This window comes from [Clostridium] saccharolyticum WM1, assembly GCF_000144625.1.
Classification (GTDB): Bacteria; Bacillota; Clostridia; order Lachnospirales; family Lachnospiraceae; genus Lacrimispora; species Lacrimispora saccharolytica.
In genome coordinates this window covers 3,045,403-3,069,157 of record NC_014376.1, presented here as the reverse complement: position 1 = coordinate 3,069,157, position 23,755 = coordinate 3,045,403, and the positions used below count along the sequence as shown (strand labels likewise).

The window sequence follows — 23,755 nt, the reverse complement described above, 5'->3', positions numbered from 1 at the left end:
AGCTGTGACGATGTTTGAGAAGGGACAAAGATTTGAAACGAGCCATGACAATGAATCCTATGAATTTGTAGGAAAGTGGTCAGGCTCAATGGTACTTGCCCCAGAGAGTGATGAAAATGCGGAGGTGCTCATATATACAGAAGGAGAAATCAATGAGCTCCTTGATGATGGGAAACTGAAACTGCTTGATGTCCCGGAAATGGTGATGGGCTAAAAAATCTACAAAAAATGAAGACGGAGGTACGTTATGAATCTATTTAAAAACAGAATGGTGGTTGGAGTGCTCTGCATCGTGCTATCATTGCTTATTTGCTTTGGGTTGACTCCACTTTTCAATAAAGGAATCAGCCAGAAGACAGAAATTGTACGTGTGACTAAGGAGATTAAAGTCGGTGAAGTCATCACACAGGATAAGGTCAAGACTGTGGAGGTTGGTGGATATAATCTGCCCGAAAATGTGATTCGCACAAAGGAGAATGCGGTTGGAACCTATGCTCTAGCAGATCTTTCAATTGGGGATTACATCTTAAACACCAAGGTGTCCAAAACACCATCAGCTGAAAATGCCTACTTATATCACCTTGATGGGAGTAAGCAGGCGATTTCTATTACCATTAAAAGCTTTTCAAACGGGCTTTCAGGTAAGCTCCAAAGCGGAGACATTGTCTCTGTGATCGCACCGGATTATAAAAAACAAGGTGCAACGGTCATTCCACCGGAACTGAAATATGTGGAGGTCATCTCTGTAACGGCATCCAATGGTTACGATGCCAATACCGGGGAGCAGGAAACCAGTAAAGATGAAAAGGAATTGCCGTCAACCGTGACATTGCTGGTTACACCGGAGCAAGGAAACCTATTAGCAAGCCTTGAGTCGGATGGGAAGACCCATCTTTCTTTAGTTTATAGGGGCGAGGAGAGCAACGTGAAAAAGTTCTTGGAGATGCAATCAAAGGTTCTTGATCAGCTTTATCCAAAACAACAGACGACTTCAAATCAGTCGACAGATGGAACTAAAGAATCCGTTGATCGAGCTACGACAGCAGCTCCAAGCAATACAATCACAGGCGGTGGGGAGGAATCAGATGATAAGCTTTAAGAAGAACACAATTTTTAGCAGAGAGCCTGCTGAAAAGAAAGAGGACGAGGTCTTCCATGGTGGTGTTCTTGCTGTCTGGGGGAGTCCTGGATCCGGGAAGACGACCGTTGCGGTCAAGCTGGCCAAGCATCTGGCAGATAAAAAGAAAAATGTTGTGCTCGTGCTGTGTGATATGACAGCACCCATGCTTCCATGCATCTGCTCACCTTCCGAGCTGGAGTGTGAGAAATCCCTTGGCAGCATCCTCTCAGCGACCCATGTCACCGAACCGCTGGTGAAGTATAACATGATTACCCATAAGAAAATGGCCTACCTAACGATGATTGGTATGCTGAAGGGCGAAAATGAATATACCTATGCCTCTTACTCCAAGGTTCAGGCGCAGGAGCTCATCGAAGCACTTCGAAAAATCGCTCCATTCGTCATCATTGATTGCGGCAGTTATATCGCCAACGACATTCTATCTGCGGTATCGCTACTGGAATGTGACAGTGCTCTGAGGCTTGCAAACTGTGATTTAAAATCAATCAGCTATCTGTCCAGCCAGCTGCAACTGCTCCAGAACAGCAAGTGGGATACGGATAAGCAATATAAGGTGGCATCCAATGTCAAACCCAATCACAGTGTTGATCATATGGCTGGTGCAATGGGGAGTGTCTCTTTTCAGCTACCCTATTCAGAGGAATTAGAGGAACAGTATCTGTCGGGCAATCTGCTAGCCGATATGACGCTAAAAAATAGCCGACCATTTCGTAAGGAAATTGAAAAGATTGCAAAGGAGGTGTTCGGATGCTAGGAAGTAGGAGAGCTTATTCTGTGTTTCAAGAAGAGGATATTGAACAAAAAGTTGCACTTAATCAACTTTCCCTGGGTGCGGATCAAGCAGAAGATGTGCGTGATCCACTGCCAGCGCCAGAAGTTAACAAGCGAATGGAAGAGCTGACGAACACCTCTGCTAAAACAAAACATGCCAAGGAGCTGGGAACTGAAAACCGTACCCACTCCTTATTTTTTGCTCCTGAAGCTGAGAAAAAGGATTTTCAAACAGTCCTAAAAGAGGTGCAAGAATACATCTCAAGCAATTACTCCTCGCTGATTACCAATCAGGATTTAGAAGATGCTAAAGAGCAGATGAAACGGTACATTGGCAAGTATGTCATGGATGAAAGGATTGCTGTCAAAGGTCTTGAAGGGCAAGCATTGATTGATGCGCTCTATACTGAAATGGCTGAGTACGGCTTTCTGACCAAGTACATCTTTGGAAAAGGGATTGAAGAAATTGATATCAACTCATGGCAGGACATCGAAGTGCAGTATTCCGATGGCCGTAACGTTAAGCTGGCAGAGTCCTTTGACTCCCCGGAGCATGCGATTAATGTCATTCGAAGAATGCTTCATGTTTCAGGAATGGTTCTGGATAATGCCAGCCCTGCTGTGCTGGGGCACTTGTCAAAGAACATCCGTATTGCTGTACTAAAAACGCCATTGGTGGATGAAGACATTGGTATTTCAGCCTCCATTCGTATTGTAAATCCACAGAGTATGAAGAAAGAGGACTTCGTTAGAAGCGGTACAGCTACAGATGAAATGTTGGAATTTCTCTCTCGATTGATACGCTATGGCATTTCTGTTTGCGTTGCAGGTGCAACCAGCTCTGGTAAGACGACAGTACTGGGGTGGCTACTCACGACGATCCCAAATAATAAGCGCATTTATACCATTGAAAACGGGTCCCGTGAGCTTGATTTAATCCGATATGAAGACGGAAGACCTGTAAACTCTGTTATTCATACCATCACCCGGGACAGTGAAAATGAGAAGCAAAGAGTCGATCAAATCACCCTGCTGGACATGGCGCTCCGGTTTAATCCAGATATCGCAGTTGTAGGTGAGATGCGAGGGGCTGAAGCCAATGCAGCGCAAGAAGCTGCCCGAACAGGTATCGCAGTATTAACCACAATCCATGCGAACTCCTGTGAGGCAACCTACCGCCGAATGGTCTCCCTCTGCAAGAGAGCAGTGGATATGTCCGATGAAACGCTGATGGGATATGTGACGGAAGCCTATCCAATCATCGTATTCTGCAAGCAGCTTGAAAACAAAGAGCGGCGCATGATGGAGATCATGGAGTGTGAGATTCTGCCTGATGGAACAAGAAATTATCGGGCACTGTTCCAATATGTCATTACAGAAAACAGGCTCGATGAGAACGGTAAATTTATCATTGAGGGAATGCACCAAAGGCAAAATGCCATATCCGATAGCCTTGCCAAGAGACTTCTGGAAAATGGTATGCCTATTCAAATGATTCATCAGATGCAAAGAGGGGAGGAATTTAAGGTATGAATGGTTTATTGCTTGTAGCCTGTGTCGGAATGGTCACAGGTTTTTTTATTCTCTTTTCTCTGTCCCCGATGGAGTTTGCAGATAGCATTTTCAAAAGCTTGATGAACAAGCCACGCAGTATCAAGGATGAGATAAAGGAAGCGACTAATCGAAAGAAAATGTCTTATCTCAGACGTGAAGTTTCGGAAGTACAGAACATCCTGAAGCTAACGGGGAGAGATGCTTGGTTTCCGATGATCTGTGCACTTTCGATGTTATTGTTTGCTATCGGAAGTGGCATTGCAATCATAATGGGGAATTTCTTTGCTGTTCCTGTTCTTGGAATAGGGTTCATGATGCTTCCGTTCTGGTATGTGAGGCTGACACAGACACATTTTAAGAAGGATATAGCAGCGGAGCTTGAAACAGCACTGTCTATTATTACAACATCCTATCTGAGAAACGAGGACATCCTCACCGCAGTAGACGAGAATATCGACTACCTAAATCCTCCGGTTCTGTCTGTATTCAAGGGATTTCTATATCGAATCAAGATGATTGATCCAGACATTGTAACGGGTTTAGAAGAAATGAGGATACAGATCGAAAACGCTGTGTTTCAGGAATGGTGCGATGCGATGATTACCTGCCAGTTTGATAGAAACCTAAAAACGACTTTGACTCCCATCGTATCAAAGCTTTCAGATATGCGAGTGGTGAACGGGGAGCTGGAGAATATGGTGTTTGAGCCAAGGAAAGAATTCATAACCATGCAGCTTTTAGTTGTAGGGAATATCCCACTGCTCTATTTTCTGAACAAGGACTGGTACCACGCCTTGATGTACACGCCACAGGGGCAGATCATCTTAACAATCTGTTTTGCTGCAATCTTCATTTCTGGGGCTTTTGTTATCAAGCTGACACAGCCCATTGAGTATAGGAGGTAGCCAGTATGACAATTGTAATGTTCCTATTTATCATTTTGGTAGCGAGTGGACTGTTCTTCATAGCTTCGGATGTATTGAAATTACCGAGGCTTGCAACCGGAAAAGCCATGCTGTCTGCATCAAGCAGCCGGAAGGAAAGGGTCAAAGGCATGGAGGCCATGGTGAATGGTTGGGCAGTGAAGCTGGCACCCTATGTTCCCATGGATGAATACAAAAAGAACCGAATGAAGAACACCCTCCGTGCAGCGGGAATCCATAAAACACCGGAGGAATACATGGCGTTTGCCATCGTAAAGGCAGGGCTTGTTGCCCTCGGTATAGTTCCCTGCCTTCTGGTGTTGCCACTACTTGCTCCGGTTCTTCTGTTTCTTGCCGTCCTGATTTACTTCAAGGAAGCCAAAAGAGCGGATGAAAAGTTGTCCGCTAAAAGAGCGAAGATCGAATCGGAGCTGCCGAGATTTGTTGCAACTATTACTCAGGAGTTGAAGGCAAGCCGAGATGTTCTTGGAATGCTTGAGAACTATAAGAAAAATGCCGGGGAAGAGTTTGCAGTCGAGCTGGATATACTGACAGCCGATATGCGGTCAAGCAGCTATGAAGCAGCACTGACAAGATTTGAAGCAAGGATCAACTCACCGATGCTTTCCGATTTAACAAGGGGACTCATCGGTGTACTCCGTGGAGATGATGGTGCGATGTATTTTCAAATGCTAGCACACGATATGAAACAGCTAGAACTCCAACGGCTGAAAGCACAGGCCATGAAGATCCCACCGAAGATTCGAGTGTTCAGCTTCATTATGCTTATGTGCTTCTTATTAACCTATATCGCAGTGATTGTGTTTGAGATTCTCCGATCACTCAAAGTCATGTTTTAGGGGGTGTTCATGTGTGAAGCAAATTTTAAAGAATAACCGGGGCGAGGGGTATATGGATGTGGTCGTTCTTGTCCTTTGTGCCATGCTAATGATTGCCCTTGCAGTAAAAGTGTTCCCGGCCTATATCGTGAAGCAGCAGGTGGATACCTTTGCGACTGAGCTCGTTCGTGAGGCCGAAATTGCAGGGCGAGTCGGAAGTGAAACGAGCAACCGAGAGGTTCTTTTACGAGAACGAACTGGCATCACGCCAACCGTGTCATGGTCAAAAACTGGGAAGATCCAGCTCAATGAAGAAGTTACTGTAACTGTGACGTACCGGGTTGAGCTTGGACTGTTTGGCGGATTTGGTTCATTTCCTATTACTCTTCGAGCTGATGCCGCAGGAAAGGGGGAAGTCTATTGGAAGTGAAGCGTGTAAGGCAGGTTCTACGCAGCAACAAAGGGAGTGGCTTTCCACTTGCAGTGGCGGTGACGCTTTGCTTGGTCATGGTTTTCAGTGGTATATCCGAATATTTCAGGCTAATGATCATCGCTCAAGGTGTTCGTGATGCACTACAGGATGCAGTCATTTCTACAGTGAGTGACAATTATGATGATGTATACCACGGTGTTCGTGAAGGCTATTCAGGTGGGTATCAGCCCATCGCATCGGACTTTGAGGAGTCCATCGATTATGGGGATATTTATGAGCGATTGGATCGGATACTTGGTCTTGAACAGGACCGCGAGGAGCATGTTAAACAAGACAGCGGAGGGAATACCCAGTTTAAAGTCTGGGATTTAGAGATGGATATTCGTAATGCCCCGCTGGCAAGAAGTGATACTGCCGGTCAGCGTTTTGAGGTAGATAGTACCATCATGCTTGAAGTGCCAGTCTCATTTGCAGGAAAGCTACTGCCAGCCATGAGAATCAAAGTGAAAAACAGTGCAGGTTATACCCCAAAATTCTAGAAAGGATAATTTTTGAAATTGTAGTAGACTATCAAGAAACCTTGTGGTAGGGTGAGGCTTAAAGAAGAAGGATAATCAGTAAAGTTAGGAGGCAAATGCTGATGAAAAATATGAATGATAAAACGAAAAAACGATTAATAGTAGCTGGAGGAATCCTGATAAGTGCAGTGCTGATTTTTATGATCGGGACAAGACTTCAGCCAAATCCGGTAAAAGATGCATCGGTGACAGCACCAATGAATGGTACCGATAAGGTGGTTGTAGACGGCTCGAAAACAGGATTGACAGAGAAGCAAGAAGTGACCATTCCGGTCATAGAAACGACACCTCAGCCAAAGGCTGAAACTGGTGGCGATGATACTGGAACAGAACAAACAATCCAGCCGAATATTCCTGAGAAACCGACCTACACAGAAGAACAGCTGAAGGATCCAACGCAAAAGCCAAGTGGCGAAAAGGTTGATCCACCAAAAGAAGAGGACAAAAAACCAGTAACACCGACAAAACCTGCACAAACAACCACTCAGAATACTTCTGGTGGATTACCTGGGTTCGATAGTGTGCCTGATGGAGGGGCAAACCAAGTAATCAATGGCACTGATATGTACGAAAATGGCAACAAAATTGGAAACATGAATTAACTAAATAGCAATGAAATCAGGCAAGCACTGCAGAAATGTAGTGCTTTTTTCATTGGAGAAAGGAGTGCAAATGATTAAGAAGAATAGAATCATTTTGGTGATTGTCATGCTTATAAGCCTACTGTTTCCAACGAATGTGTTCGCTGTTGGGGATGGCAATATCGATACAGGTGGTGGCGGAATGGGACAGGGAACCAGCACGAACGTGTGGTCATCTGGCAATGAGGGTGTGAGAGTGACTGTCGTTAGAAGCAGTGATCATGCTGTTGTCACAAACCCTGTAGATATAACCAATAGACCACCAAGTTCCTCTATCTATAATTTTGGAAAGGTAAGTAAAATTCAATATAACAACGGCAGGGCATTGTCACCTGTAAAGGGTGGATATGTTTGTATAAAACCAAGTCAATCAATACCCAAGATAATCAGCACGGATGGAACGAGTAATATTGCAGCCATCAAGAGTTATTTTACAGATGAACAAGTGATTCGTTCGATTGCTTCAATAACAGGTATGAATTTCGATACTTTGGTTAATGGCGACTATAAACTACTTCTTGAGCCGATGGCTTACTACAAGTTTGAAGGTGTGATGATCGCAACTACAGCCACAGAAGCAGCCATGTATGATGAGGCTGTTAATGGATTGCTCAGAAGGCGAATGGTCTCACTGACTCATAAAAACCTGCCATTGGCTATGTTCCTTGAGGTATCTGATTTAGGGTACCCGGCATGGAGTGGGAGCAGAACAACCGCAGCCTCAGACTCGGATATTAAGTCCTCACTGGGACTTGGTATCGTTCGATTCAAGGAACAACCTGAAGAAGTTGTGGTAAGCACATATGACTATGAATACAGAGTAGACACAGATGTCATTACCGCAGTTACTGTAAGCGGTGGGCAATCGGATCCGGATAATCCGACTCGAGTGAGTTTTACGATTGCAGGGACAAGCTATAATGTAGGAAATGTGTTTTATCCAAGAGGAGATTCTCAAATTGCATGGGTGAAATGGCACACGCCTACAACGGCAAAGACAATGGATATTCAAGTAAATGTAATGGGTCCGGGTAACACGTCCAAGTCAACGATCCACGTGAAAATCGTTGATTTGAATAAGAATCCACCACCAAATCCTGTTGCTGATGACAGAAACGATGGATTTGTCAGAACTTCTGTACCTACAAGAGCAGAGAAGGAAAGAGCCGATTGGAGTATCTGGCGACCGTGGTGGCAGGAATACTGGGTTGATGAAGGGCATTGGGAAAGAGATTCTTGGACAGACAGTGAGGGACACCATCATTCAAGCAGTTACTGGGTCTCAAACTGGGTTGATCGAGGTTGGTGGGAATTTGATCTGAATCAGTACCAAGCAACCTTGAACCCGAGCATGAGTATTGTGTGTGATAGCAATAACCCAACTGCGAGAGGACGGTCGATGAAGAGCGGTTATGGTATCAATGAATCCGTAACAGCATCCATCAGCACCAACCAGAGCTCAGCAGTCACCAATCCGCAAAATGCAGTTTCCTACTTCCCAGAATTTCAGTATAAGACCTATTGGCGACTTCTAGAGCGACTTCAAAGTGGTTCAACAGCCAAGTTTGCATTTCAAAAGAACTCTTACAGCACCTATAAGAGCCGAACACATTTCACACCAATATGGATGCCGGATGGATCTTATGAGGTGAATACTTGGGTCATTGATGCTTGGACACCGTCAGGAATGCTGTCTTCGAATTTGACGGATGCATTGACGATTGAGGGAAACCTTTGGAGCGACTGGCACATAGCACCGCTAAAACCTTAAAAACAAACGAAAGGTGGATCAACTTAATGAAAAAATATAGAAAAATTATGATGCTCATTTGCTTCGTAATGCTGTGTTCCTTGATGTTTACTGCAACAGCGTATGCATCGGGGAGCGGAGATGTTGCCGGAGCAATCCAGAGCACTTGGACAGATGCATCCAGCCAGATCAAGACCGTGGTGAATAAGGTTGTCTTCCCAGCAATCGACCTTATTCTCGCGGTTTTTTTCTTTGCCAAGTTGGGGATGGCCTACTTCGATTACCGAAAGCATGGCCAGTTTGAATGGGCAGCACCTGCGATACTGTTTGCATGTCTTGTGTTTACACTGACAGCGCCAACGTATATTTGGACTATATTGGGGATGTAGTAATAAATAGCAGGGTAACTAAACTTAAATGGTGAAGTTACCCTGCGTTTCTATTCGCTTGGTTGTATTTAGCTCGCTTTGTTATCCGTTGAGGCAAAATATGTTCCTGCTATCATAATAAGAAGTGCGATGATAAAGCTCATGCTTGGAAGCTCTCTGAAAATCACAAGGGATAGTGCAACACCGATAAAAGGTGCTACTGCATAATAGGCGCTTGTCTTTGTTGCGCCAAGCTCACGCTGGGCATGGATGTAAAAGAAAATACTCAAGCCGTATGCAACAAATCCAAGTACGAGGGCAGCGAGGATATACCAAAGATTGCTCGCTCTCTCCCCGAGTGTAAGTGCAATGGTGAGGGAGCCAAGGCCTGAGCAAACGCCCTTAATGACAACGATTTGCAGAGGGTTTTTGCTTGAAAGCATTAAAATGAATGGGACGGATATACCGCCCAGTATGGGAGTTTCTCAGGCAATCAATTTTCAGACTGAAGGTCAAAAGGCTGCTACTACGGGAGATTTTGTCCTAACAGCCAATAAAGTGAATCCCGTTGTCAGAACTCTAAAAGAGTATGGTATTGCTGTTACCGCCCTTCGCAGCCACATGCTTACTGAAACTCCACGATTGTTCTTCATGCATTTTTGGGCAGTTGATAATCCAGACAAATTAGCTTATGGTCTTAGGAAGGCTCTTGGGCTAACCAATACAATCATGTGAAAGTAATAGAATCCAATACTTACAGTACCTTGGCCGATGCTGCTGTATTCATCGTTATTCTCCGCAATTATCGATACCAATATAATTAAGAAATCCACCTTTTATCACAATGCTGAGAGGTGGATTTTTATATCACGTATTTCATATTCACAATATAACGATATACGCATAATGCTACCTCCTCATATATACGAGTATTGACAACAATGCGCAAACATCGTAAAATGTAACCATAGTTACATTAGAGGTGATTTTATTGCAATGGCTCATGTTTCAATATAGCGTCCCAAATAAACCTTCAAAATTAAGGGTTTATGTTTGGCGCAAGTTAAAAGCTCTTCGAGCGGAGCAACTTTTGGAGGGCTTGTACGCACTTCCGCTAACAGCCAAAACAACGGAACAACTGGAATGGCTGTGTGCAGAAGTTTTTGAAATGAGCGGGGAAGCTGTTTTATGGAAATCGGAATGTCTTTCCGCTCTCCAAGAGGAAAAGCTGATTTCCCGATTTGGGGAGGAAGCACACAAGGGCTATCGAAAGATACAGGAAATGCTTTCGCAAAAGCCGGAGGAAAACCAAAAGGCTTGGCTTGACAACATCATGCGGCTGTACGCCGATATTCGCTACCACGACTATTTCGACACCCAGCAGCATTACACCATCCATACGCAAATTGAAAAGCATTACAGGGAGGGCAAATAAATGAATTGGACTACTTGGGAAAACGTAGGCATTGATAGACAAGCCTGCGCGTGGTTTATAAAGAAATATGTTGATGGCGATGCCGTGTTTTGCTTTGTGCCTCGTGATCAATTACCGCAGGATCATGAATACTCCTTTGATACACCCACATCAAAGTGGACACATAAACGTGGACACAGCACATTCTATATGTTTGTAAAAGAGCATAAGCCAAAGGAAAAAATACTGGTAAAAATGGCTGAAATCATTGACGGTGCGGACACCGCCAACGATATTTTGCCGCCTCTCGAAGCATATGGGTTGGAAGCCATTTGTATTGGTATCAGGGCTGGCTGCGAAACTGACTTGGAAGCTATTGAAAAGAGTGGTGTCGTCTTTGATGGGCTTTATGAATACCTAAAAGGGAGATAGCGGTTTATGATTGTTTTGGAGCATGTCAGCAAGAAATACAAAGGTATAACCATTACTAAAGACAGCGGCATTGCCTTGTGGGTCAAAAACATTGCCAACTTGACAGGCAACAAAGCTACCGAGCTTATGGCTGTCAAGGATGTTTCCTTTAGTATTGATAAAGGAGAGATTTTCGGGATTTACGGCGCAAATGGTGCAGGGAAAACAACTCTCATTAAGCTATTATCGGGACTTCTTGGAGCCAGCAGCGGCACAGTTCAAATAGACGGACAAACCGATAACAAGCACATCAAGGATACAGTCAGCTACATAAGCACAAACGGCTGGATGGGGCTGGAATGGCAGCTCACAGCGCGTGAAAATCTCATTTTATACGGCAATCTGTTCGGCATTTCGGGCATGGTGCTGGAAAAGAAGTGTAATGAGGTTTTGGAGGCGGTCGGAATGACCGCGGCAAAAGATAAATTAGTCAGCCAGCTATCAGCGGGGATGCGGCAGAAAATCACCATCGCAAGGGGACTGATTTTAGACCGGCCTATCATTTTCTACGATGAGCCGTCTGTCAGCCTTGATGTGCAATCTTCAAGGAGTCTGCGGGAACTGATTAAGGCCGACGCTGTGCAAAACAATCGAACAGCGATTATCGCAAGCCACAACACCGAGGATTTGACGATCTGCGACAGACTCATGCTCCTGTCAAAAGGCGAGATCATAGCGATTGGAACGATAGACGAGCTGAAAAAGCCGCTTGCCGACATTCAAATCATAGAAGTAAAATGCCCTGCGATAAAGCGCGAGGTTGCATTTGAAGATATATGCGGAATAGACAGTGTTAGATGTGCCAGTGTCGATGGCAAGCGCGGTTACCAAAGTATTAAAATAAACGCGCGGAAAGGCGAGTTTTCTTTAAATGATCTTATCGACTTTCTCATTGAAAAAAACATTGCGGTACTCGACATCAAATCCAAAGAAATAACGCTACAAGAGATTTATGAGTATTATTTGGCATTGAAAGGTGGTGGCGTGCCGAGTGAAATTGTTTAAGGAATGGGACGCACTGAAGATGTTCAGCAAGCGTGAACTTATCATATGGCTGGCCTATAAAATGAATGCCATCATGTGGGTGCTTGACACGCTGTTTACGACCATCATTTTCTTTATGCTAAGCCTCGTTACCAGTGGCAGCGACATCAGCTTTTTCCCTTACGGCAGTAACTATGTTACTTTTGTCGTGCTTGGGCTATTCGTTCATTTTATCAGCTTTACCAATTTGGGAGATCCATTTCCCCGTGTTGCGCGGATTTATTGGGGCGGCACGATGGATTTATATATGCTCAGTCCACTCTCCTATTTCACGCCCATGTTGGGTATCATGTTTCGCGGTGTCATTGACGATTATCCGAGAAGCATCTTAGCGTTACTTTTCGGCTGGCTGTTTTTCGGCGCAGTTTTTACCTTTAACAGCCCACTCATTCTCTTGTTGATATTAATTTTTATTCTAATTTCAACATTTGGTATTGGCATGATAAGCGCAAGCTCCTTTTATCTGTTTAACTTTAAGCAAAACACCGAGCCTGTAAAATTCATCTTTCAGGATGTCATCATTGCGTTGACAGCAGGTTACTATTACCCGATTACCGTCTTGCCCTATCCGCTGCAAGTGCTGGGCAGCTTCATTCCGCATACATATGCGCTGGATGCACTCCGGCGGCTGATGATTCCCGGCGGTGAAACATTGACTCCTGTTTTGCCCTTGCAGCTTGCCCTACAAGGCATCAGCCCCATTGCGCTGGACATTATTGTGCTTATTATTATGTCAGTGGTGTTTTTGCCATTAGGCTGGTTCATGTATGTCAAGGGTATTGAAAAAGCAAGAAAGGACGGTACGCTAACAAGATGGCAGTAGATAATGTAATTGAGCTGCAAGGCATCATGAAAAGCTATAAGATCAAGAAAAGCAAAACGCCTTTCGTTGCCCTTGACGATGTCAGCCTGACCATCCGCAAGGGTGAGATATTCGGACTACTCGGAAGCAACGGTGCGGGGAAAACCACACTCATTAAGGTCATGGTGGGGCTTTTGGAGGCAGACGGCGGCACCGGCGAGGTGCTGGGCTTTGATATTTACAAGGAGCATAAGAAAATCCGCTCCAAGGTCAGTCTTGTTGCACCGACTGCCGATGTTGGAACGGATAACAATTTAACCGTCCGTCAAAACCTTGAATTTTGGGCGGTCGTGTATGACTTGGAAAAAGAACAAAGAAAAACGCGTATTGATGAAATGCTTGATTTTCTTGATCTTCGGCAATATGAAAATCACTGGCCGATGAGCATTTCGGCGGGCAACCGACAAAAGCTTGCCATTGCGCGATCGCTACTTGTAAAAAATCCCGTTATCTTCTTAGACGAGCCAACCGTAAAGCTTGACGCAAAAGGCGCGGAGGCTGTGCGGGAGCTTGTGGGAAAAATCAATCGGGAATTTGGTATTACTGTAATACTCACAACGCACTACATTTTTGAGGCGGAGGAGCTGTGTGAGCGCGTTGCCATAATGCACAAGGGAAAGATCATAAGCTGCGACACCGTAGCGAATTTACGCAGAAATCTTCAAAAATATGATGAACTTGTTATTACTTGCAAGATCATTTTCGATGAAGCACTGATAATAATTACGGCTTTGCCCTATGTCATCGCTTGCGAGTATCAAGGCGAAACACTTAAGATTCAGATGGACAATCTACACGAAAAACTGATTTATATTCTTAAAATATTGCGTGAGCATGGCACAGAAATTTTGGAGGTTGCGACAAACGAGCCGACCTTGGAGGATATTTTTGTTGATACAATAAGGGCGGGAGGTGACAAATAATGTTTCTGAAATCAGCGTTATCTTTTTCGAGGCTTGAATACCTCGCCATGCGGTTTTATCCGTCAAGTTTTATACTGACTATTGTGCAGAGCTTCGTTACAACGGGCATGTGGTTTTTCGTTTCCATATTCCTAAAAGACTATGCGGACAAATCGCTTGAAAGCTATGGCGGGGATTTTGTTTCCTACATGGTGATCGGCGTTGTGTTTTTTCAAAATGCCGCTACGATTATGACCTTGCCCTATCAGAGCATAAGCACTGCTTTTTGGGACAAACGGCTTGAAGTCTACAACTCGTCCTCCTATGGTATTTGGGCGTTTATATCTGGGCGATTTATTTGGACATTTTTATATCAGCTCATTATCCAAGTCGGAGTTTTGACTTTCGCCGTGTTGATTGTAGGCGTGAATATCAATGCAAACATCCCGGTGATCCCCTTAATTGCGTTTTACCTGTGCTTTGTATTTACATGCTTCGGCTTCGGGCTGATTGGCGCAAGTAACTTTTTCAATCTCGAAGTCAAGCAAGGTCGAGAGCCTTTTACATGGCTTGTGGATGTATTGGCGAGAATATTCTCAGGCATCTACTATCCCCTTGCAGTCCTGCCAATTGGTATACAATTTGTTTCACGCATCATTCCTCATACATACGCACTTGAGGGAATCCGGCTTGTCATGCTGAGTGGCTGTGGTTTTGAAAACAGTATTGTCAGAAGCAATCTACTTGTTATGTTGGGCTTTGCGGTATTTTCAATGCTGTTTGGCATCTTCGCACTGCAAAAGGCACTCGATAAGGCATACAAAGGCAACGGCGTGGGGATGGTGGTGTAACCGCTTTGCAGTTACATTCAGTACAAAATTAGAAAACAAAGGGGAGATTCTATTATGAGAGAAACTATCTATTTTCAGCGCAATGCGCCCGATCCAATATTGGGCGATGATTTTGTTCTTGACATCGTCCGTCAATACGTTCCCGAAGCAAAGACAGTAATGCATGTTGACGAATCGGGCGGCGAGGCGCGGACTTATGCGGTTGATGATAACATCATATTGAAAGTACAGCGTCCACAGCAGTTACGCTCAAGCACAAGTCTTGAAAAAGAGGTGTTTTTCCTTAGACAGCTCGAAAAGCAAACCGATGTAAATGTCCCCCGTGTGCTTGGGTATGGAAAAAAAGACGGAATCGAATACACTTGCATGACGCGTATGCCGGGGATTGCAGTTGAAGATGCGAAGCTGTCCAAAGAGGAAAAGAACGCTCTGCTATTTGAGCTGGGGAAAGAGCTGCGAAAAATACACAGCATAGACCAACAACTCTTTGCGGAAAGCGGTCTTTTCCCTTGTGATGACCCTTCGGATTTAACAGAAAGATTAAAACGAAGGTATCAATCTGCTTTGCAAAAAAAAGACGGCATTAGTCCGGAAAAGCTGAGTTTTGCATTGGACGCCGTGGAAGAAGAACTGCAAAACATACAGGATGCAGATGTGTTTGTGGCTCTGCATGTCAATCCTTATATTCCACACGTCTTTGTGGACGAAAACACGCTCAAATATTCCGGTATAATCGATTTTGGCGACGCCTATATCGGACACCCGATATTTGATATGTGGTATTGGAAAGTGGAGAGTAGAAAAATACTCTTGAGAGGATATACGGATGAAAAACCGATCAGTGAGGCATTTCAAAAAATATTTGATACAGTAAATGTCATTGCAAAAATGGTAGAGAGCTTGAGCTAAATGTTCATATAATTTTACATCGTGATCATATACGCATTATAGATATTTGACGAAATGACAGCATTCTTATAGCACTTCTCGTTATCCCAAGAGTAGGAGTCAGCCGTCCATTTGCCCATAGGAAAAAGCGTTTCTATTTGTAGGGACACTTTTATGTTACCATGCCAACAAGCTACAAACAACAAGCAAAGCAGATTACATCTGTGAAAATAACACTAAAATATCCAATCTTACGATCTCCCCTTATGCAAGGATATCCTGGACTATACTTGGGTTATAGAGTGAGCTTTCACCGATTTTGTTTAGTAAAAAATCTGAGCATAACCTTTGTGCATATAATAATTAACAGTTTGTTTATTGACCGATACCATTGCTTTTGGTATGATTTTAAGCATACTTATTTTGAAGGGAGATGGACATACAAATTATGGACGATGCTGACAGTAATAACGGAGATAAGCCTCCTTCATGTCATATATTAAGCCGAATAGGACATAGCCTATGCTTACGAGAGTAGCGCAGTAGGCTGTGTCTTTTTGTGTTTTAATTACAAAATGGTATTAATTTTGAGGAGGATTTTATTTTGGAAAGTTCTATTATATTTATGATTTTATTACAGGTGCTTTTGATTGCACTCAACGCAGTCTTTGCCTGTGGGGAAATTGCAGTTATTTCAATGAACGACAGCAGGCTTGCAAAGTTGGCTGCCGAAGGCGACAAACGAGCGGTGCGCCTTGCACGGCTCACCAGCCAGCCTGCACGATTTCTGGCAACCATACAGGTAGCAATTACCCTGTCCGGATTTTTGGGCAGTGCCTTTGCAGCGGAAAATTTTTCTGATGGCTTGGTCGCTTGGCTGATTGGTCTTGGAGTGACCGTGCCTGCTGCCACATTGGATGCCATTGCAGTAGTGGTCATCACCCTTGTGCTTTCTTACTTTACACTGATTTTCGGTGAGCTGGTGCCCAAGCGGGTTGCTATGCGCAAGGCAGAGGCACTGGCACTGGGTATGTCTGCACTCATCACCGGCATCGCTAAGCTGTTTGCACCCATCGTTTGGTTTTTGACGATTTCTACCAATGCAATTTTGCATCTGCTGGGTATTGACCCCAATGCCGATGATATGGAGGTCAGCGAGGAGGAAATCCGCATGATGGTGGATGTGGGCAGCGAAAAGGGCGCGATTGACCATGAGGAAAAGCAGTTTATCCAAAATGTCTTTGAGTTTGATGATTTGACTGCCGGAGACATTGCTACCCACCGAACAGAGATTTCCCTGTTGTGGCTGGAGGAAAGCATGGAAGATTGGAAAGCCACCATCCATAACAGCCGCCACACCCTGTACCCTGTTTGCGATGAATCTGCCGATAATATTATGGGTATTCTCAACGCAAAGGACTATTTTCGCTTGGAGGACAAAAGCCGAGAGGCTGTGATGCAGGCAGCGGTAAAGCCTGCCTACTTTGTACCCGAGAGTGTCAAGGCTGATGTGCTCTTTCGCAACATGAAGCATAGCCACAACACCTTGGCGGTGGTACTTGACGAATACGGTGGAATGGTTGGTATTATCACCCTTAATGACCTCGTTGAGCAGCTTGTGGGCGACTTGGGAGATGATGAACCCACCAAGAACGAAGTACCGCTGATTGAAACGGTTGACTCTAAGACATGGAAAATCCATGGTGACGCCCCGCTTGCGGAGGTTTCCAAAGCACTTGGCGTAGCACTTCCCTGTGAGGAATATGATACCTTTAATGGATTGATTTTCGGAGCTCTTGGCACAATTCCGCAGGACGGCTCCACCGCCGAGGTGGAGACGGAGGGACTGGTGATAAAGGTCACAGAAATCCGTGATCATCAGGTAGAAACGGCTTTGGTTTGCTTAGAAAATCCTGCGGCTGGCGAAACCGATGCGTGATGAATTTAAATGAATTTGCTTAATATATTTTTTAGGCACCGGACTTAAATAGCTGTAACAAAAACAGTATTTTCAATATGGAATAATTACCTTGCAGAAATGAGAAAAATATGGACTACGAAAAACGAAAACGATTTATAGTAAATCTGCTCTATGGCGGTCAGATTGCGTTACTTGTATATATTACCGTGAAATATGGATTTGGGCTGCTTGCGCCGTTTTTACTGGCATTTTTGTTTGCATATATTCTAAAAACGCCCGCAAGGTTTATATCCCAAAAAACCAAGCTGCCTTATAAGCCTGTGGTCTTGCTGCTGGTGCTTTTGTTTTACAGCATAATTGGACTACTGCTGGTGCTTTTGGGTATCAAGCTGGTTACCTCCACAATCGACATGGTATCGGTATTGCCTTCAGTTTACACAGCGGAAATTGAGCCGGCGCTTAGTGCCTTTTTTAATGGCATTGAACAAATCATCTTCAAGATGGACCCCGCACTTGTTGCGGCACTAAACGATATGTTTTCCCAGTTTGTTCAGTCTATTGGAGAGCTTGTGACAAACCTGTCTGTGCAATCTGTAAGTGCGTTATCCGGTTACGCTTCGTCTTTGCCGGGGATTTTCATCAAGCTTCTGCTTATGGTCATCTCCACGTTTTTCATTGCAGGCGATTACGATATGCTGGTGGGCTTTGCCTCTCGACAGCTATCCGATAAGGCCAGAGCGCTGCTACTGCAAGTAAAGAACTATGTGGTGGGCACGCTCTTTGTCTGCATCCGTTCCTATGCCTTGATTATGAGCATCACCTTTGTAGAGCTTGCCATCGGGCTGTCCATTATCGGTGTTCCCAATGCAATTTTAATTGCATTGGCTATCTCCATCTTTGACATTCTACCCGTGCTGGGTACCGGCGGTATTATGATTCCATGGACGGTAATTACTGCCATCCAAGGAAACTATCCGTTGGCAATCGGGCTGCTGGTGGTTTATTTAATTATTACAGTTATCCGCAACATACTGGAACCCAAAATCGTAGGCAGTCAAATTGGGCTACATCCAATTGTCACCTTGGCCAGTATGTTTGTGGGGGCGCAGCTTTTCGGTGTGTTCGGTCTGTTCGGTTTTCCGATATTGCTTTCTCTATTGCGGCATCTCAATGACACAGGAACAATTAAACTGTTCAAATAAGTGATATAAAAGCCAAAGGGCGTTGATTGTATTTTGCAATCAACGCCCTTTAACGTATAACAAGGTTTGCGCCAAGAAGTAAAAACAGTACACCGAACACTTTATAAAAATCAATACGAACCCCTTCAAAAAACAAATCAATCAAAAGACCGGTTATGATTTGTGCAGTAAGAATCAGTGTCAAGGCTTTTGAAACACCAAGCACAGGAATGGCTCGTGAGGATAGATAGATGATCATTGCCCCAAAGAAACCACCGATGAGCCAAACGGGACTAATTGAGAAAACCTGTATGTATCGTGAAGATGATCCACGCACCAAACTGATGATAAGCATAAAAACTGCTCCCGTTGCAAGGCTGTGAAGCGTGGCAATGCTGGGAGTGATTTGCTTACCAAGCTGGGAGTTGATGCTGGACTCAACCGCAGTAAAAACTCCTGCCAGTAACGCTAAAATAACTGCCATGCGCACACCCCCTCACCATATTGTATGGTGGAGGGAGTGTAATTAAGACCGACTGGAGGATTTTAAGATGAAAAACAGTATTAGGTCACCGCCTTTACGCAAGGATACTCTGGACTATTCTTGGAATGTAAAGGAGGCATGGGAATGAATTTTTTTGAACAGGAACTACGGAAGTTTTTCGAGAAGAACAACGGGTTTGAACATGTGAATTTCATTGGTAAAGCCTGTTATGGAACCTTGGGTGATAAAACAAGGATGAAGCTTGAATTTGTAACGATGGGAACGCATCTGAAATATGAAGGCATCAAAGCCACAGTGCTTGATAAAAGGGATGGCGTGATTGATTCGCTGGTTCTGAAATTCACGGATATCTGGGGCAAGAAGAAGCTGAGTAATCCAAACTTCAGAGAAGGAATGGAGCCTCATGTTTGGGTCTACAACGGAACTGCGGAATGGTATGCTTACGAACCAACGGCATCAGACTATAAGACGTTCTCCAATTCGGTAAAGGAGTATGCAGAGCTGTTTAAAGATCAAGCTCAAGAACTCGAAAGTGGTTTGACTATGAACCAACAGATGTAAGAACAGGCATGTCGTTTAATAGCGGCATGCCTTTACTCTTTTTGAAAGGAGGGATCCGTCATTGTTTATATGGGATTTTGTCATGGGAGATGTGATGGACCAGATCATCAACTGGTTTTATGGCCATCTGGTTGGTTTCCTTGCGGATTTCTTTGCCCAGATGGGCAACATGGGCGTAGAGCTGTTTGATATGACTTGGGTGCAGAGCATCGTTCTGTTCTTTTCGTATCTAGCTTGGGCTCTTTATGGAATAGGGCTTGTCGTATCGTGTTTTGAAACTGGTATTGAATATCAGTATGGAAGAGGAAGTGTGAAAGATGCAGCGCTCAATGCCATTAAGGGCTTTATGGCGGTCAGTTTGTTCACAACAGCACCCATCGAACTCTACAAGCTTTCAGTGAATCTACAATCGAGTTTGGCCAATGGCCTTACGGGACATGGAAGCGGAATTGGGGATCTTGCCAACAGTATCATTGGAGAACTCGGAAAGATAAATGATGTCTCGATGATTGGAAGTGCTGGGGTATTTGGTGGTCTTTCAACAATTACCAGCCCCATCATGGGACTCTTTATTGTGATTCTCATGGGATATGCGGTCATCAAGGTGTTCTTCGCAAACCTTAAGCGAGGAGGCATTCTACTTATACAGATTGCAGTCGGAAGCTTATATATGTTCTCAGTACCAAGGGGTTACATCGATGGCTTCATCCAATGGACGAAGCAAATCATCGGACTGTGTTTGACCACTTTCCTACAGGCGACCATCTTGACTGCTGGACTTATGGTCGTGAAAGATCACGCCTTGCTTGGCCTTGGGCTGATGCTTTCAGCAGGAGAAGTGCCAAGGATTGCAGGTGCATTTGGTCTGGACACTTCGACCAAAGCAAATGTAATGAGTGCGGTTTATACCGCTCAGGCAGCGGTGAACACGACAAGAACGATAGCACAGGCAATACCAAAATAGAGGAGAGGTGATAAGGATGTATATGTACCCTGACAATTTAAAAGCAAAAGCAACTTTATGGCTTTGGGAGCTTAGAGACATTGGAATCATTGGCGTTGGACTCCTGATTTCTGTCTTTGCCTTAGCGCAGCTGGGCATCATGATTCCAATCGTATTAACAGCAGCCTATGCCTTTTTATCCATTCGATTCGAAGACATCAGCATTCTGGATTTTATCCGTTATGCCGGTGCCTTTTTTATTTTCAAACAACAGTTATATGAATGGAGGTTCTAAATTTGAAAAATAATCGACAGAAAGAAAAACAGAAGCAGTCCACACGAGAACTCATCAGTATCGATGACCTCACGGACTACAGTATCAAAACGGCATACGGAGAGCTGGTCTATTTCATCATTCATCCCACCAATATCTCTGTGCTGTCAGAATCAACCGTCAGTGCAAGGATTTATGCCTTGATGACGGTGCTTAAAGGGATTGCTGAAATTGAAATGCTTTGCCTGAACTCGAAAGAGAATTTCGATGAAAACAAGCAGTATCTGAAAAGACGGATGGATGCGGAGCCGAACCCAGTTATTCGAAAACTGCTTCAAATGGACAGTACAAACCTTGATCGGATGCAGGTACAGATGGCTACTGCCCGTGAGTTTCTCATCATTATTCGACTGAACAAGGGTGAAGTAAAAGAGCAAAAGGACAAAGCATCCGATGTGTTTCCATACCTCTCAAGAATAGAAAAAAGCCTAAAGGATCAGGGCTTTACAGCAAGACGTGCAGACAATGCGGATATCAAGAGACTGCTGGGTGTCTATTACGAGCAGAATGTGACAACGGAGAAATTTGAGGACTTTGATGGTGAAAGGTGGGTGATTCTTGGTGAGTAAAAAAGGAATAGTGAATCTGATGGGGCAAGAGGATGTGAGAATCAAGGCATTTATCGATATGATTGTCCCATCAGTAATCAAATTCAACGTGGACCATTTCATCTGCGGAAACACTTTCAGATGTGTCTGGGCACTCCGTGAGTATCCAACAAACACCAATGAACAGGCGATTCTTAGACATTTGGGGGAGAAAGATGGAGTGACCCTTCGGATTTATACAAGACAGGTCACTGCTACTGAAGAAAAGAAAATCATTCATAATGCAGCCAATAAGAACCGCATGCATTCCACCAGTACCAATGACCTTCAGCAGACTGTCACTGCGGAAAGCAATCTGCAGGACGTGGTCACGTTGGTGTCGACCATGCACAGAAATAGGGAACCTTTGCTCCACTGCGCTGTGTTTATTGAACTGACTGCAAGTGACATGGACGGGCTGAAGCTCTTGCAGACCGATGTGCTTACTGAACTGGTTCGAAGCAAATTGAATGTGGATCGACTTATGCTCCGTCAGCAACAAGGCTTCATCAGCGTTGGGCCAGCTGGACGAAATGTGTTTGGAAGTCAGTTTGAACGGGTGCTCCCGGCATCTTCAGTAGCCAACCTGTACCCCTTCAACTATTCAGGCAAGACGGATACGAACGGATTCTATCTCGGCAGAGACAAATACGGATCCAATGTTATCGTGGACTTTGACAAGAGGGATGATGATAAAACCAATCCCTGTATCCTCATTCTGGGGAACTCTGGTCAGGGCAAGAGCTATCTGTTGAAACTGATTTTGTGCAACATTTTAGAATCCGGAAAGAATGTCATCTGTCTGGATCCGGAGCATGAGTATGTGGAACTGGCAGAGAACCTTGGCGGATGTTTTGTAGATTTGATGTCTGGAGAGTACATGATCAATCCCTTGGAGCCAAAGACATGGGATGAAGGTGGATCTCCCCAGGACAAAGATGCACCCATTGCATTCAGACAAGCAACAAAGCTCAGTCAGCATATTTCATTCCTGAAAGACTTTTTCAGATGCTACAAGGATTTTGAGGACAAGCACATCGATGTGATTGAAATCATGCTGGGCAAGCTTTACAGCCAGTTTAAGATTAGTGACAGCACAGACTTCGGAGCTCTTGAATCAAAGGATTATCCCATTTTGTCCGACCTCTATCAGCTGATTCAGGAAGAATACCAAAGCTATGACAAGTTCAAATTTCAACTGTTCACGGCAGAAATGCTACAGGAAATTCTCCTTGGCCTTCACTCCATGTGCCAAGGAGCTGAGAGCAAATTCTTTAACGGGCATACCAACATCACCTCAAATCGGTTTGTCGTGTTTGGCGTAAAAGGACTGTTGCAAGCCAGTAGGAATGTGAAGAATGCTCTGCTCTTTAACATCCTGTCCTATATGAGTGATAAGCTTTTGACAGAAGGGCATACGGCAGCCGGGATTGATGAACTCTATCTGTTCCTGACAAACCTCACCGCTATTGAATATATCCGTAACTTTATGAAGCGTGTGCGTAAGAAGGAATCGGCGGTCATACTCAGTTCCCAGAACCTTGAGGACTTCAACATCGAAGGCATCAAGGAACTGACGAAGCCCCTGTTCTCCATCCCAGCACATGCTTTTTTGTTCAATGCCGGGAACATCGATAAGCAGTTTTATATGGATACCTTGCAGCTGGAGGAATCGGAGTACAACCTGATCAAGTTCCCTCAGCGTGGTGTCTGCCTGTATAAGTGCGGAAATGAGCGGTATAACCTTGCCGTCCATGCTCCGGCGTACAAGGGAAAATTATTTGGAAAGGCAGGTGGACGATAATGAAGAACCAAATTGAGCTTTCAACACTCATCAAGAAAAAGGATGAAATCATCAACGATATGAAGGCATGCATCACCTATGTACCTGAGCAGGAAAATGACCTGCTTTGTTTGATGGAGAGGTACCTAAAAGCAGAAACGGAAGAACGACCAAAGCTCCTTGAACAGCTCAGAAAGTGCATGGATGGGGAAGTCTATGACAATCCCTTTGAGGCATACTACTGTTATTCGGTAGATGATATTGAACGATTCGATCAGATTATCAGCTGCTTTCTCAATCAAAGCAAGGGGATTTGCAATAAGCAACGGGAGCTTAAAACCGCAGTGCAGACACTTACCCAGCAGCTGAATCATCTGAATTCCAGTTGCCGAAATGAGCTGATTGATACCTACCGAAGAGAAAAGCTGATGAGCCTGCTTGAAGAAGCAGGTAAGCTCTTGAGATTTGAGGGAATCAAAGGAATCGTCAATGAGTACCGAACATGGTAAG

29 protein-coding genes are annotated in these 23,755 nt (G+C 44.4%); 27 read left to right on the top strand and 2 right to left on the bottom strand.

The features are described from left to right. Nucleotides 1-10 precede the first annotated feature (10 nt). The 11 genes from CLOSA_RS14250 (at nucleotide 11) to CLOSA_RS14200 (ending at nucleotide 9,019) form a co-directional block, all read left to right on the top strand. Nucleotides 11-214, top strand: coding sequence for a hypothetical protein (locus tag CLOSA_RS14250; protein ID WP_041708648.1), 204 nt, complete (start codon nucleotides 11-13; stop codon nucleotides 212-214). A 33-nt stretch (nucleotides 215-247) separates the two neighbouring features. After that, the gene (gene cpaB / locus CLOSA_RS14245) at nucleotides 248-1,099 is read left to right on the top strand and encodes a Flp pilus assembly protein CpaB (protein WP_013273466.1); all 852 of its coding nucleotides are present in this window, start codon (nucleotides 248-250) and stop codon (nucleotides 1,097-1,099) included. After that, nucleotides 1,086-1,895 carry an AAA family ATPase gene (locus tag CLOSA_RS14240; protein WP_013273465.1) on the top strand — a complete coding sequence of 270 codons (810 nt, stop codon included), beginning with the start codon at nucleotides 1,086-1,088 and terminating at the stop codon, nucleotides 1,893-1,895. Before cpaB ends, CLOSA_RS14240 begins: the two co-directional genes overlap by 14 nt. Next, on the top strand, nucleotides 1,889-3,445 hold the full coding sequence (locus CLOSA_RS14235; RefSeq protein WP_013273464.1) for a CpaF/VirB11 family protein: 1,557 nt from the start codon (nucleotides 1,889-1,891) through the stop codon (nucleotides 3,443-3,445). The genes CLOSA_RS14240 and CLOSA_RS14235 overlap by 7 nt, the downstream gene beginning before the upstream one ends. Further along, the gene (locus tag CLOSA_RS14230; protein WP_013273463.1) at nucleotides 3,442-4,371 is read left to right on the top strand and encodes a type II secretion system F family protein; all 930 of its coding nucleotides are present in this window, start codon (nucleotides 3,442-3,444) and stop codon (nucleotides 4,369-4,371) included. The genes CLOSA_RS14235 and CLOSA_RS14230 overlap by 4 nt, the downstream gene beginning before the upstream one ends. Nucleotides 4,372-4,376: 5 nt before the next feature. Beyond that, the gene (locus CLOSA_RS14225) at nucleotides 4,377-5,249 is read left to right on the top strand and encodes a hypothetical protein (protein WP_013273462.1); all 873 of its coding nucleotides are present in this window, start codon (nucleotides 4,377-4,379) and stop codon (nucleotides 5,247-5,249) included. A gap of 52 nt (nucleotides 5,250-5,301) precedes the next feature. After that, a complete protein-coding gene (locus CLOSA_RS14220; protein ID WP_049791714.1) occupies nucleotides 5,302-5,658 on the top strand; it encodes a DUF4320 family protein in 357 nt (118 codons plus the stop codon). Continuing rightward, a complete protein-coding gene (locus tag CLOSA_RS14215) occupies nucleotides 5,655-6,200 on the top strand; it encodes a hypothetical protein (protein ID WP_041709277.1) in 546 nt (181 codons plus the stop codon). The genes CLOSA_RS14220 and CLOSA_RS14215 overlap by 4 nt, the downstream gene beginning before the upstream one ends. Before the next feature lie 101 nt (nucleotides 6,201-6,301). Beyond that, nucleotides 6,302-6,841 (top strand): DUF6550 family protein, encoded by a 540-nt coding sequence (locus CLOSA_RS14210; RefSeq protein ID WP_013273459.1) that lies wholly within the window; start codon nucleotides 6,302-6,304, stop codon nucleotides 6,839-6,841. Between the two features lie 70 nt (nucleotides 6,842-6,911). Next, on the top strand, nucleotides 6,912-8,651 hold the full coding sequence (locus CLOSA_RS14205; RefSeq protein WP_013273458.1) for a hypothetical protein: 1,740 nt from the start codon (nucleotides 6,912-6,914) through the stop codon (nucleotides 8,649-8,651). A gap of 26 nt (nucleotides 8,652-8,677) precedes the next feature. Beyond that, nucleotides 8,678-9,019, top strand: a complete 342-nt coding sequence (locus CLOSA_RS14200) for a DUF3852 domain-containing protein (protein WP_013273457.1) — start codon at nucleotides 8,678-8,680, stop codon at nucleotides 9,017-9,019. Between the two features lie 68 nt (nucleotides 9,020-9,087). Here the strand turns inward: CLOSA_RS14200 and CLOSA_RS14195 are convergent, their stop codons facing one another. Next, the gene (locus tag CLOSA_RS14195) at nucleotides 9,088-9,441 is read right to left on the bottom strand and encodes an EamA family transporter (protein ID WP_013273456.1); all 354 of its coding nucleotides are present in this window, start codon (nucleotides 9,439-9,441) and stop codon (nucleotides 9,088-9,090) included. On the opposite strand from CLOSA_RS14195, the gene CLOSA_RS14190 reads away from it, so the two are divergent. The 10 genes from CLOSA_RS14190 to ytvI all read left to right on the top strand — a co-directional run bounded on the left by CLOSA_RS14190 (nucleotide 9,404) and on the right by ytvI (nucleotide 18,553). Further along, complete coding sequence (locus CLOSA_RS14190; protein WP_330362149.1) at nucleotides 9,404-9,733, top strand: DUF1259 domain-containing protein; 330 nt, start codon at nucleotides 9,404-9,406, stop codon at nucleotides 9,731-9,733. The genes CLOSA_RS14195 and CLOSA_RS14190 overlap by 38 nt on opposite strands. A 268-nt stretch (nucleotides 9,734-10,001) precedes the next feature. Continuing rightward, on the top strand, nucleotides 10,002-10,433 hold the full coding sequence (locus tag CLOSA_RS21825; protein WP_330362225.1) for a Chromate resistance protein ChrB: 432 nt from the start codon (nucleotides 10,002-10,004) through the stop codon (nucleotides 10,431-10,433). Then, a complete protein-coding gene (locus CLOSA_RS14180) occupies nucleotides 10,434-10,844 on the top strand; it encodes a chromate resistance protein ChrB domain-containing protein (RefSeq protein WP_013273454.1) in 411 nt (136 codons plus the stop codon). A gap of 6 nt (nucleotides 10,845-10,850) precedes the next feature. Continuing rightward, complete coding sequence (locus CLOSA_RS14175; RefSeq protein WP_013273453.1) at nucleotides 10,851-11,888, top strand: ABC transporter ATP-binding protein; 1,038 nt, start codon at nucleotides 10,851-10,853, stop codon at nucleotides 11,886-11,888. Beyond that, nucleotides 11,875-12,750 (top strand): ABC transporter permease, encoded by an 876-nt coding sequence (locus tag CLOSA_RS14170; protein WP_013273452.1) that lies wholly within the window; start codon nucleotides 11,875-11,877, stop codon nucleotides 12,748-12,750. Before CLOSA_RS14175 ends, CLOSA_RS14170 begins: the two co-directional genes overlap by 14 nt. Next, nucleotides 12,741-13,712 carry an ABC transporter ATP-binding protein gene (locus CLOSA_RS14165; RefSeq protein WP_013273451.1) on the top strand — a complete coding sequence of 324 codons (972 nt, stop codon included), beginning with the start codon at nucleotides 12,741-12,743 and terminating at the stop codon, nucleotides 13,710-13,712. Before CLOSA_RS14170 ends, CLOSA_RS14165 begins: the two co-directional genes overlap by 10 nt. Then, complete coding sequence (locus CLOSA_RS14160; protein ID WP_013273450.1) at nucleotides 13,712-14,542, top strand: ABC transporter permease; 831 nt, start codon at nucleotides 13,712-13,714, stop codon at nucleotides 14,540-14,542. The genes CLOSA_RS14165 and CLOSA_RS14160 overlap by 1 nt, the downstream gene beginning before the upstream one ends. Before the next feature lie 54 nt (nucleotides 14,543-14,596). Continuing rightward, on the top strand, nucleotides 14,597-15,451 hold the full coding sequence (locus tag CLOSA_RS14155; protein WP_013273449.1) for a phosphotransferase family protein: 855 nt from the start codon (nucleotides 14,597-14,599) through the stop codon (nucleotides 15,449-15,451). Nucleotides 15,452-16,034: 583 nt separating this feature from the next. Continuing rightward, a complete protein-coding gene (locus CLOSA_RS14150) occupies nucleotides 16,035-17,369 on the top strand; it encodes a hemolysin family protein (protein ID WP_013273448.1) in 1,335 nt (444 codons plus the stop codon). Nucleotides 17,370-17,479: 110 nt separating this feature from the next. Continuing rightward, nucleotides 17,480-18,553, top strand: coding sequence for a sporulation integral membrane protein YtvI (gene ytvI / locus CLOSA_RS14145; RefSeq protein WP_013273447.1), 1,074 nt, complete (start codon nucleotides 17,480-17,482; stop codon nucleotides 18,551-18,553). 49 nt (nucleotides 18,554-18,602) lie between these two features. Here the strand turns inward: ytvI and CLOSA_RS14140 are convergent, their stop codons facing one another. After that, entirely contained in the window at nucleotides 18,603-19,016 is a 414-nt protein-coding gene (locus CLOSA_RS14140) for a DMT family transporter (RefSeq protein ID WP_013273446.1), read from the bottom strand. A gap of 144 nt (nucleotides 19,017-19,160) precedes the next feature. Between CLOSA_RS14140 and CLOSA_RS14135 the strand changes: the two genes are divergently transcribed. The 6 genes from CLOSA_RS14135 to CLOSA_RS14110 all read left to right on the top strand — a co-directional run bounded on the left by CLOSA_RS14135 (nucleotide 19,161) and on the right by CLOSA_RS14110 (nucleotide 23,754). Beyond that, entirely contained in the window at nucleotides 19,161-19,598 is a 438-nt protein-coding gene (locus tag CLOSA_RS14135; RefSeq protein ID WP_013273445.1) for a hypothetical protein, read from the top strand. Nucleotides 19,599-19,659: 61 nt separating this feature from the next. After that, entirely contained in the window at nucleotides 19,660-20,562 is a 903-nt protein-coding gene (locus tag CLOSA_RS14130; RefSeq protein WP_013273444.1) for a conjugal transfer protein TrbL family protein, read from the top strand. Nucleotides 20,563-20,578: 16 nt separating this feature from the next. Continuing rightward, the gene (locus CLOSA_RS14125; RefSeq protein ID WP_013273443.1) at nucleotides 20,579-20,836 is read left to right on the top strand and encodes a hypothetical protein; all 258 of its coding nucleotides are present in this window, start codon (nucleotides 20,579-20,581) and stop codon (nucleotides 20,834-20,836) included. After that, complete coding sequence (locus tag CLOSA_RS14120) at nucleotides 20,824-21,444, top strand: hypothetical protein (RefSeq protein WP_041708645.1); 621 nt, start codon at nucleotides 20,824-20,826, stop codon at nucleotides 21,442-21,444. The genes CLOSA_RS14125 and CLOSA_RS14120 overlap by 13 nt, the downstream gene beginning before the upstream one ends. Before the next feature lie 19 nt (nucleotides 21,445-21,463). After that, nucleotides 21,464-23,266, top strand: a complete 1,803-nt coding sequence (locus CLOSA_RS14115) for a VirB4 family type IV secretion system protein (protein ID WP_041709273.1) — start codon at nucleotides 21,464-21,466, stop codon at nucleotides 23,264-23,266. Beyond that, a complete protein-coding gene (locus CLOSA_RS14110) occupies nucleotides 23,266-23,754 on the top strand; it encodes a hypothetical protein (RefSeq protein ID WP_013273440.1) in 489 nt (162 codons plus the stop codon). Before CLOSA_RS14115 ends, CLOSA_RS14110 begins: the two co-directional genes overlap by 1 nt. The last annotated feature ends 1 nt before the right edge of the window (nucleotide 23,755 follow it).

Excerpts from the sequence above, each read along its gene's own strand:
- CLOSA_RS14220 (WP_049791714.1), top strand. The coding sequence starts at position 5,302 with ATGGATGTGGTCGTTCTTGTCCTTTGTGCCATGCTAATGATTGCCCTT.
- CLOSA_RS14135 (WP_013273445.1), top strand. The coding sequence starts at position 19,161 with ATGAATTTTTTTGAACAGGAACTACGGAAGTTTTTCGAGAAGAACAAC.
- CLOSA_RS21825 (WP_330362225.1), top strand. The coding sequence starts at position 10,002 with ATGTTTCAATATAGCGTCCCAAATAAACCTTCAAAATTAAGGGTTTAT.
- CLOSA_RS14175 (WP_013273453.1), top strand. The coding sequence starts at position 10,851 with ATGATTGTTTTGGAGCATGTCAGCAAGAAATACAAAGGTATAACCATT.
- CLOSA_RS14155 (WP_013273449.1), top strand. The coding sequence starts at position 14,597 with ATGAGAGAAACTATCTATTTTCAGCGCAATGCGCCCGATCCAATATTG.
- CLOSA_RS14200 (WP_013273457.1), top strand. The coding sequence starts at position 8,678 with ATGAAAAAATATAGAAAAATTATGATGCTCATTTGCTTCGTAATGCTG.
- CLOSA_RS14230 (WP_013273463.1), top strand. The coding sequence starts at position 3,442 with ATGAATGGTTTATTGCTTGTAGCCTGTGTCGGAATGGTCACAGGTTTT.
- CLOSA_RS14240 (WP_013273465.1), top strand. The coding sequence starts at position 1,086 with ATGATAAGCTTTAAGAAGAACACAATTTTTAGCAGAGAGCCTGCTGAA.
- CLOSA_RS14190 (WP_330362149.1), top strand. The coding sequence starts at position 9,404 with ATGACAACGATTTGCAGAGGGTTTTTGCTTGAAAGCATTAAAATGAAT.
- CLOSA_RS14115 (WP_041709273.1), top strand. The coding sequence starts at position 21,464 with ATGGGGCAAGAGGATGTGAGAATCAAGGCATTTATCGATATGATTGTC.
- CLOSA_RS14210 (WP_013273459.1), top strand. The coding sequence starts at position 6,302 with ATGAAAAATATGAATGATAAAACGAAAAAACGATTAATAGTAGCTGGA.
- CLOSA_RS14125 (WP_013273443.1), top strand. The coding sequence starts at position 20,579 with ATGTATATGTACCCTGACAATTTAAAAGCAAAAGCAACTTTATGGCTT.
- cpaB (WP_013273466.1), top strand. The coding sequence starts at position 248 with ATGAATCTATTTAAAAACAGAATGGTGGTTGGAGTGCTCTGCATCGTG.
- CLOSA_RS14140 (WP_013273446.1), bottom strand. The coding sequence starts at position 19,016 with ATGGCAGTTATTTTAGCGTTACTGGCAGGAGTTTTTACTGCGGTTGAG.
- CLOSA_RS14160 (WP_013273450.1), top strand. The coding sequence starts at position 13,712 with ATGTTTCTGAAATCAGCGTTATCTTTTTCGAGGCTTGAATACCTCGCC.
- CLOSA_RS14205 (WP_013273458.1), top strand. The coding sequence starts at position 6,912 with ATGATTAAGAAGAATAGAATCATTTTGGTGATTGTCATGCTTATAAGC.
- CLOSA_RS14165 (WP_013273451.1), top strand. The coding sequence starts at position 12,741 with ATGGCAGTAGATAATGTAATTGAGCTGCAAGGCATCATGAAAAGCTAT.
- CLOSA_RS14120 (WP_041708645.1), top strand. The coding sequence starts at position 20,824 with ATGGAGGTTCTAAATTTGAAAAATAATCGACAGAAAGAAAAACAGAAG.
- CLOSA_RS14235 (WP_013273464.1), top strand. The coding sequence starts at position 1,889 with ATGCTAGGAAGTAGGAGAGCTTATTCTGTGTTTCAAGAAGAGGATATT.
- CLOSA_RS14195 (WP_013273456.1), bottom strand. The coding sequence starts at position 9,441 with ATGCTTTCAAGCAAAAACCCTCTGCAAATCGTTGTCATTAAGGGCGTT.
- ytvI (WP_013273447.1), top strand. The coding sequence starts at position 17,480 with ATGGACTACGAAAAACGAAAACGATTTATAGTAAATCTGCTCTATGGC.
- CLOSA_RS14225 (WP_013273462.1), top strand. The coding sequence starts at position 4,377 with ATGACAATTGTAATGTTCCTATTTATCATTTTGGTAGCGAGTGGACTG.
- CLOSA_RS14180 (WP_013273454.1), top strand. The coding sequence starts at position 10,434 with ATGAATTGGACTACTTGGGAAAACGTAGGCATTGATAGACAAGCCTGC.
- CLOSA_RS14110 (WP_013273440.1), top strand. The coding sequence starts at position 23,266 with ATGAAGAACCAAATTGAGCTTTCAACACTCATCAAGAAAAAGGATGAA.
- CLOSA_RS14250 (WP_041708648.1), top strand. The coding sequence starts at position 11 with ATGTTTGAGAAGGGACAAAGATTTGAAACGAGCCATGACAATGAATCC.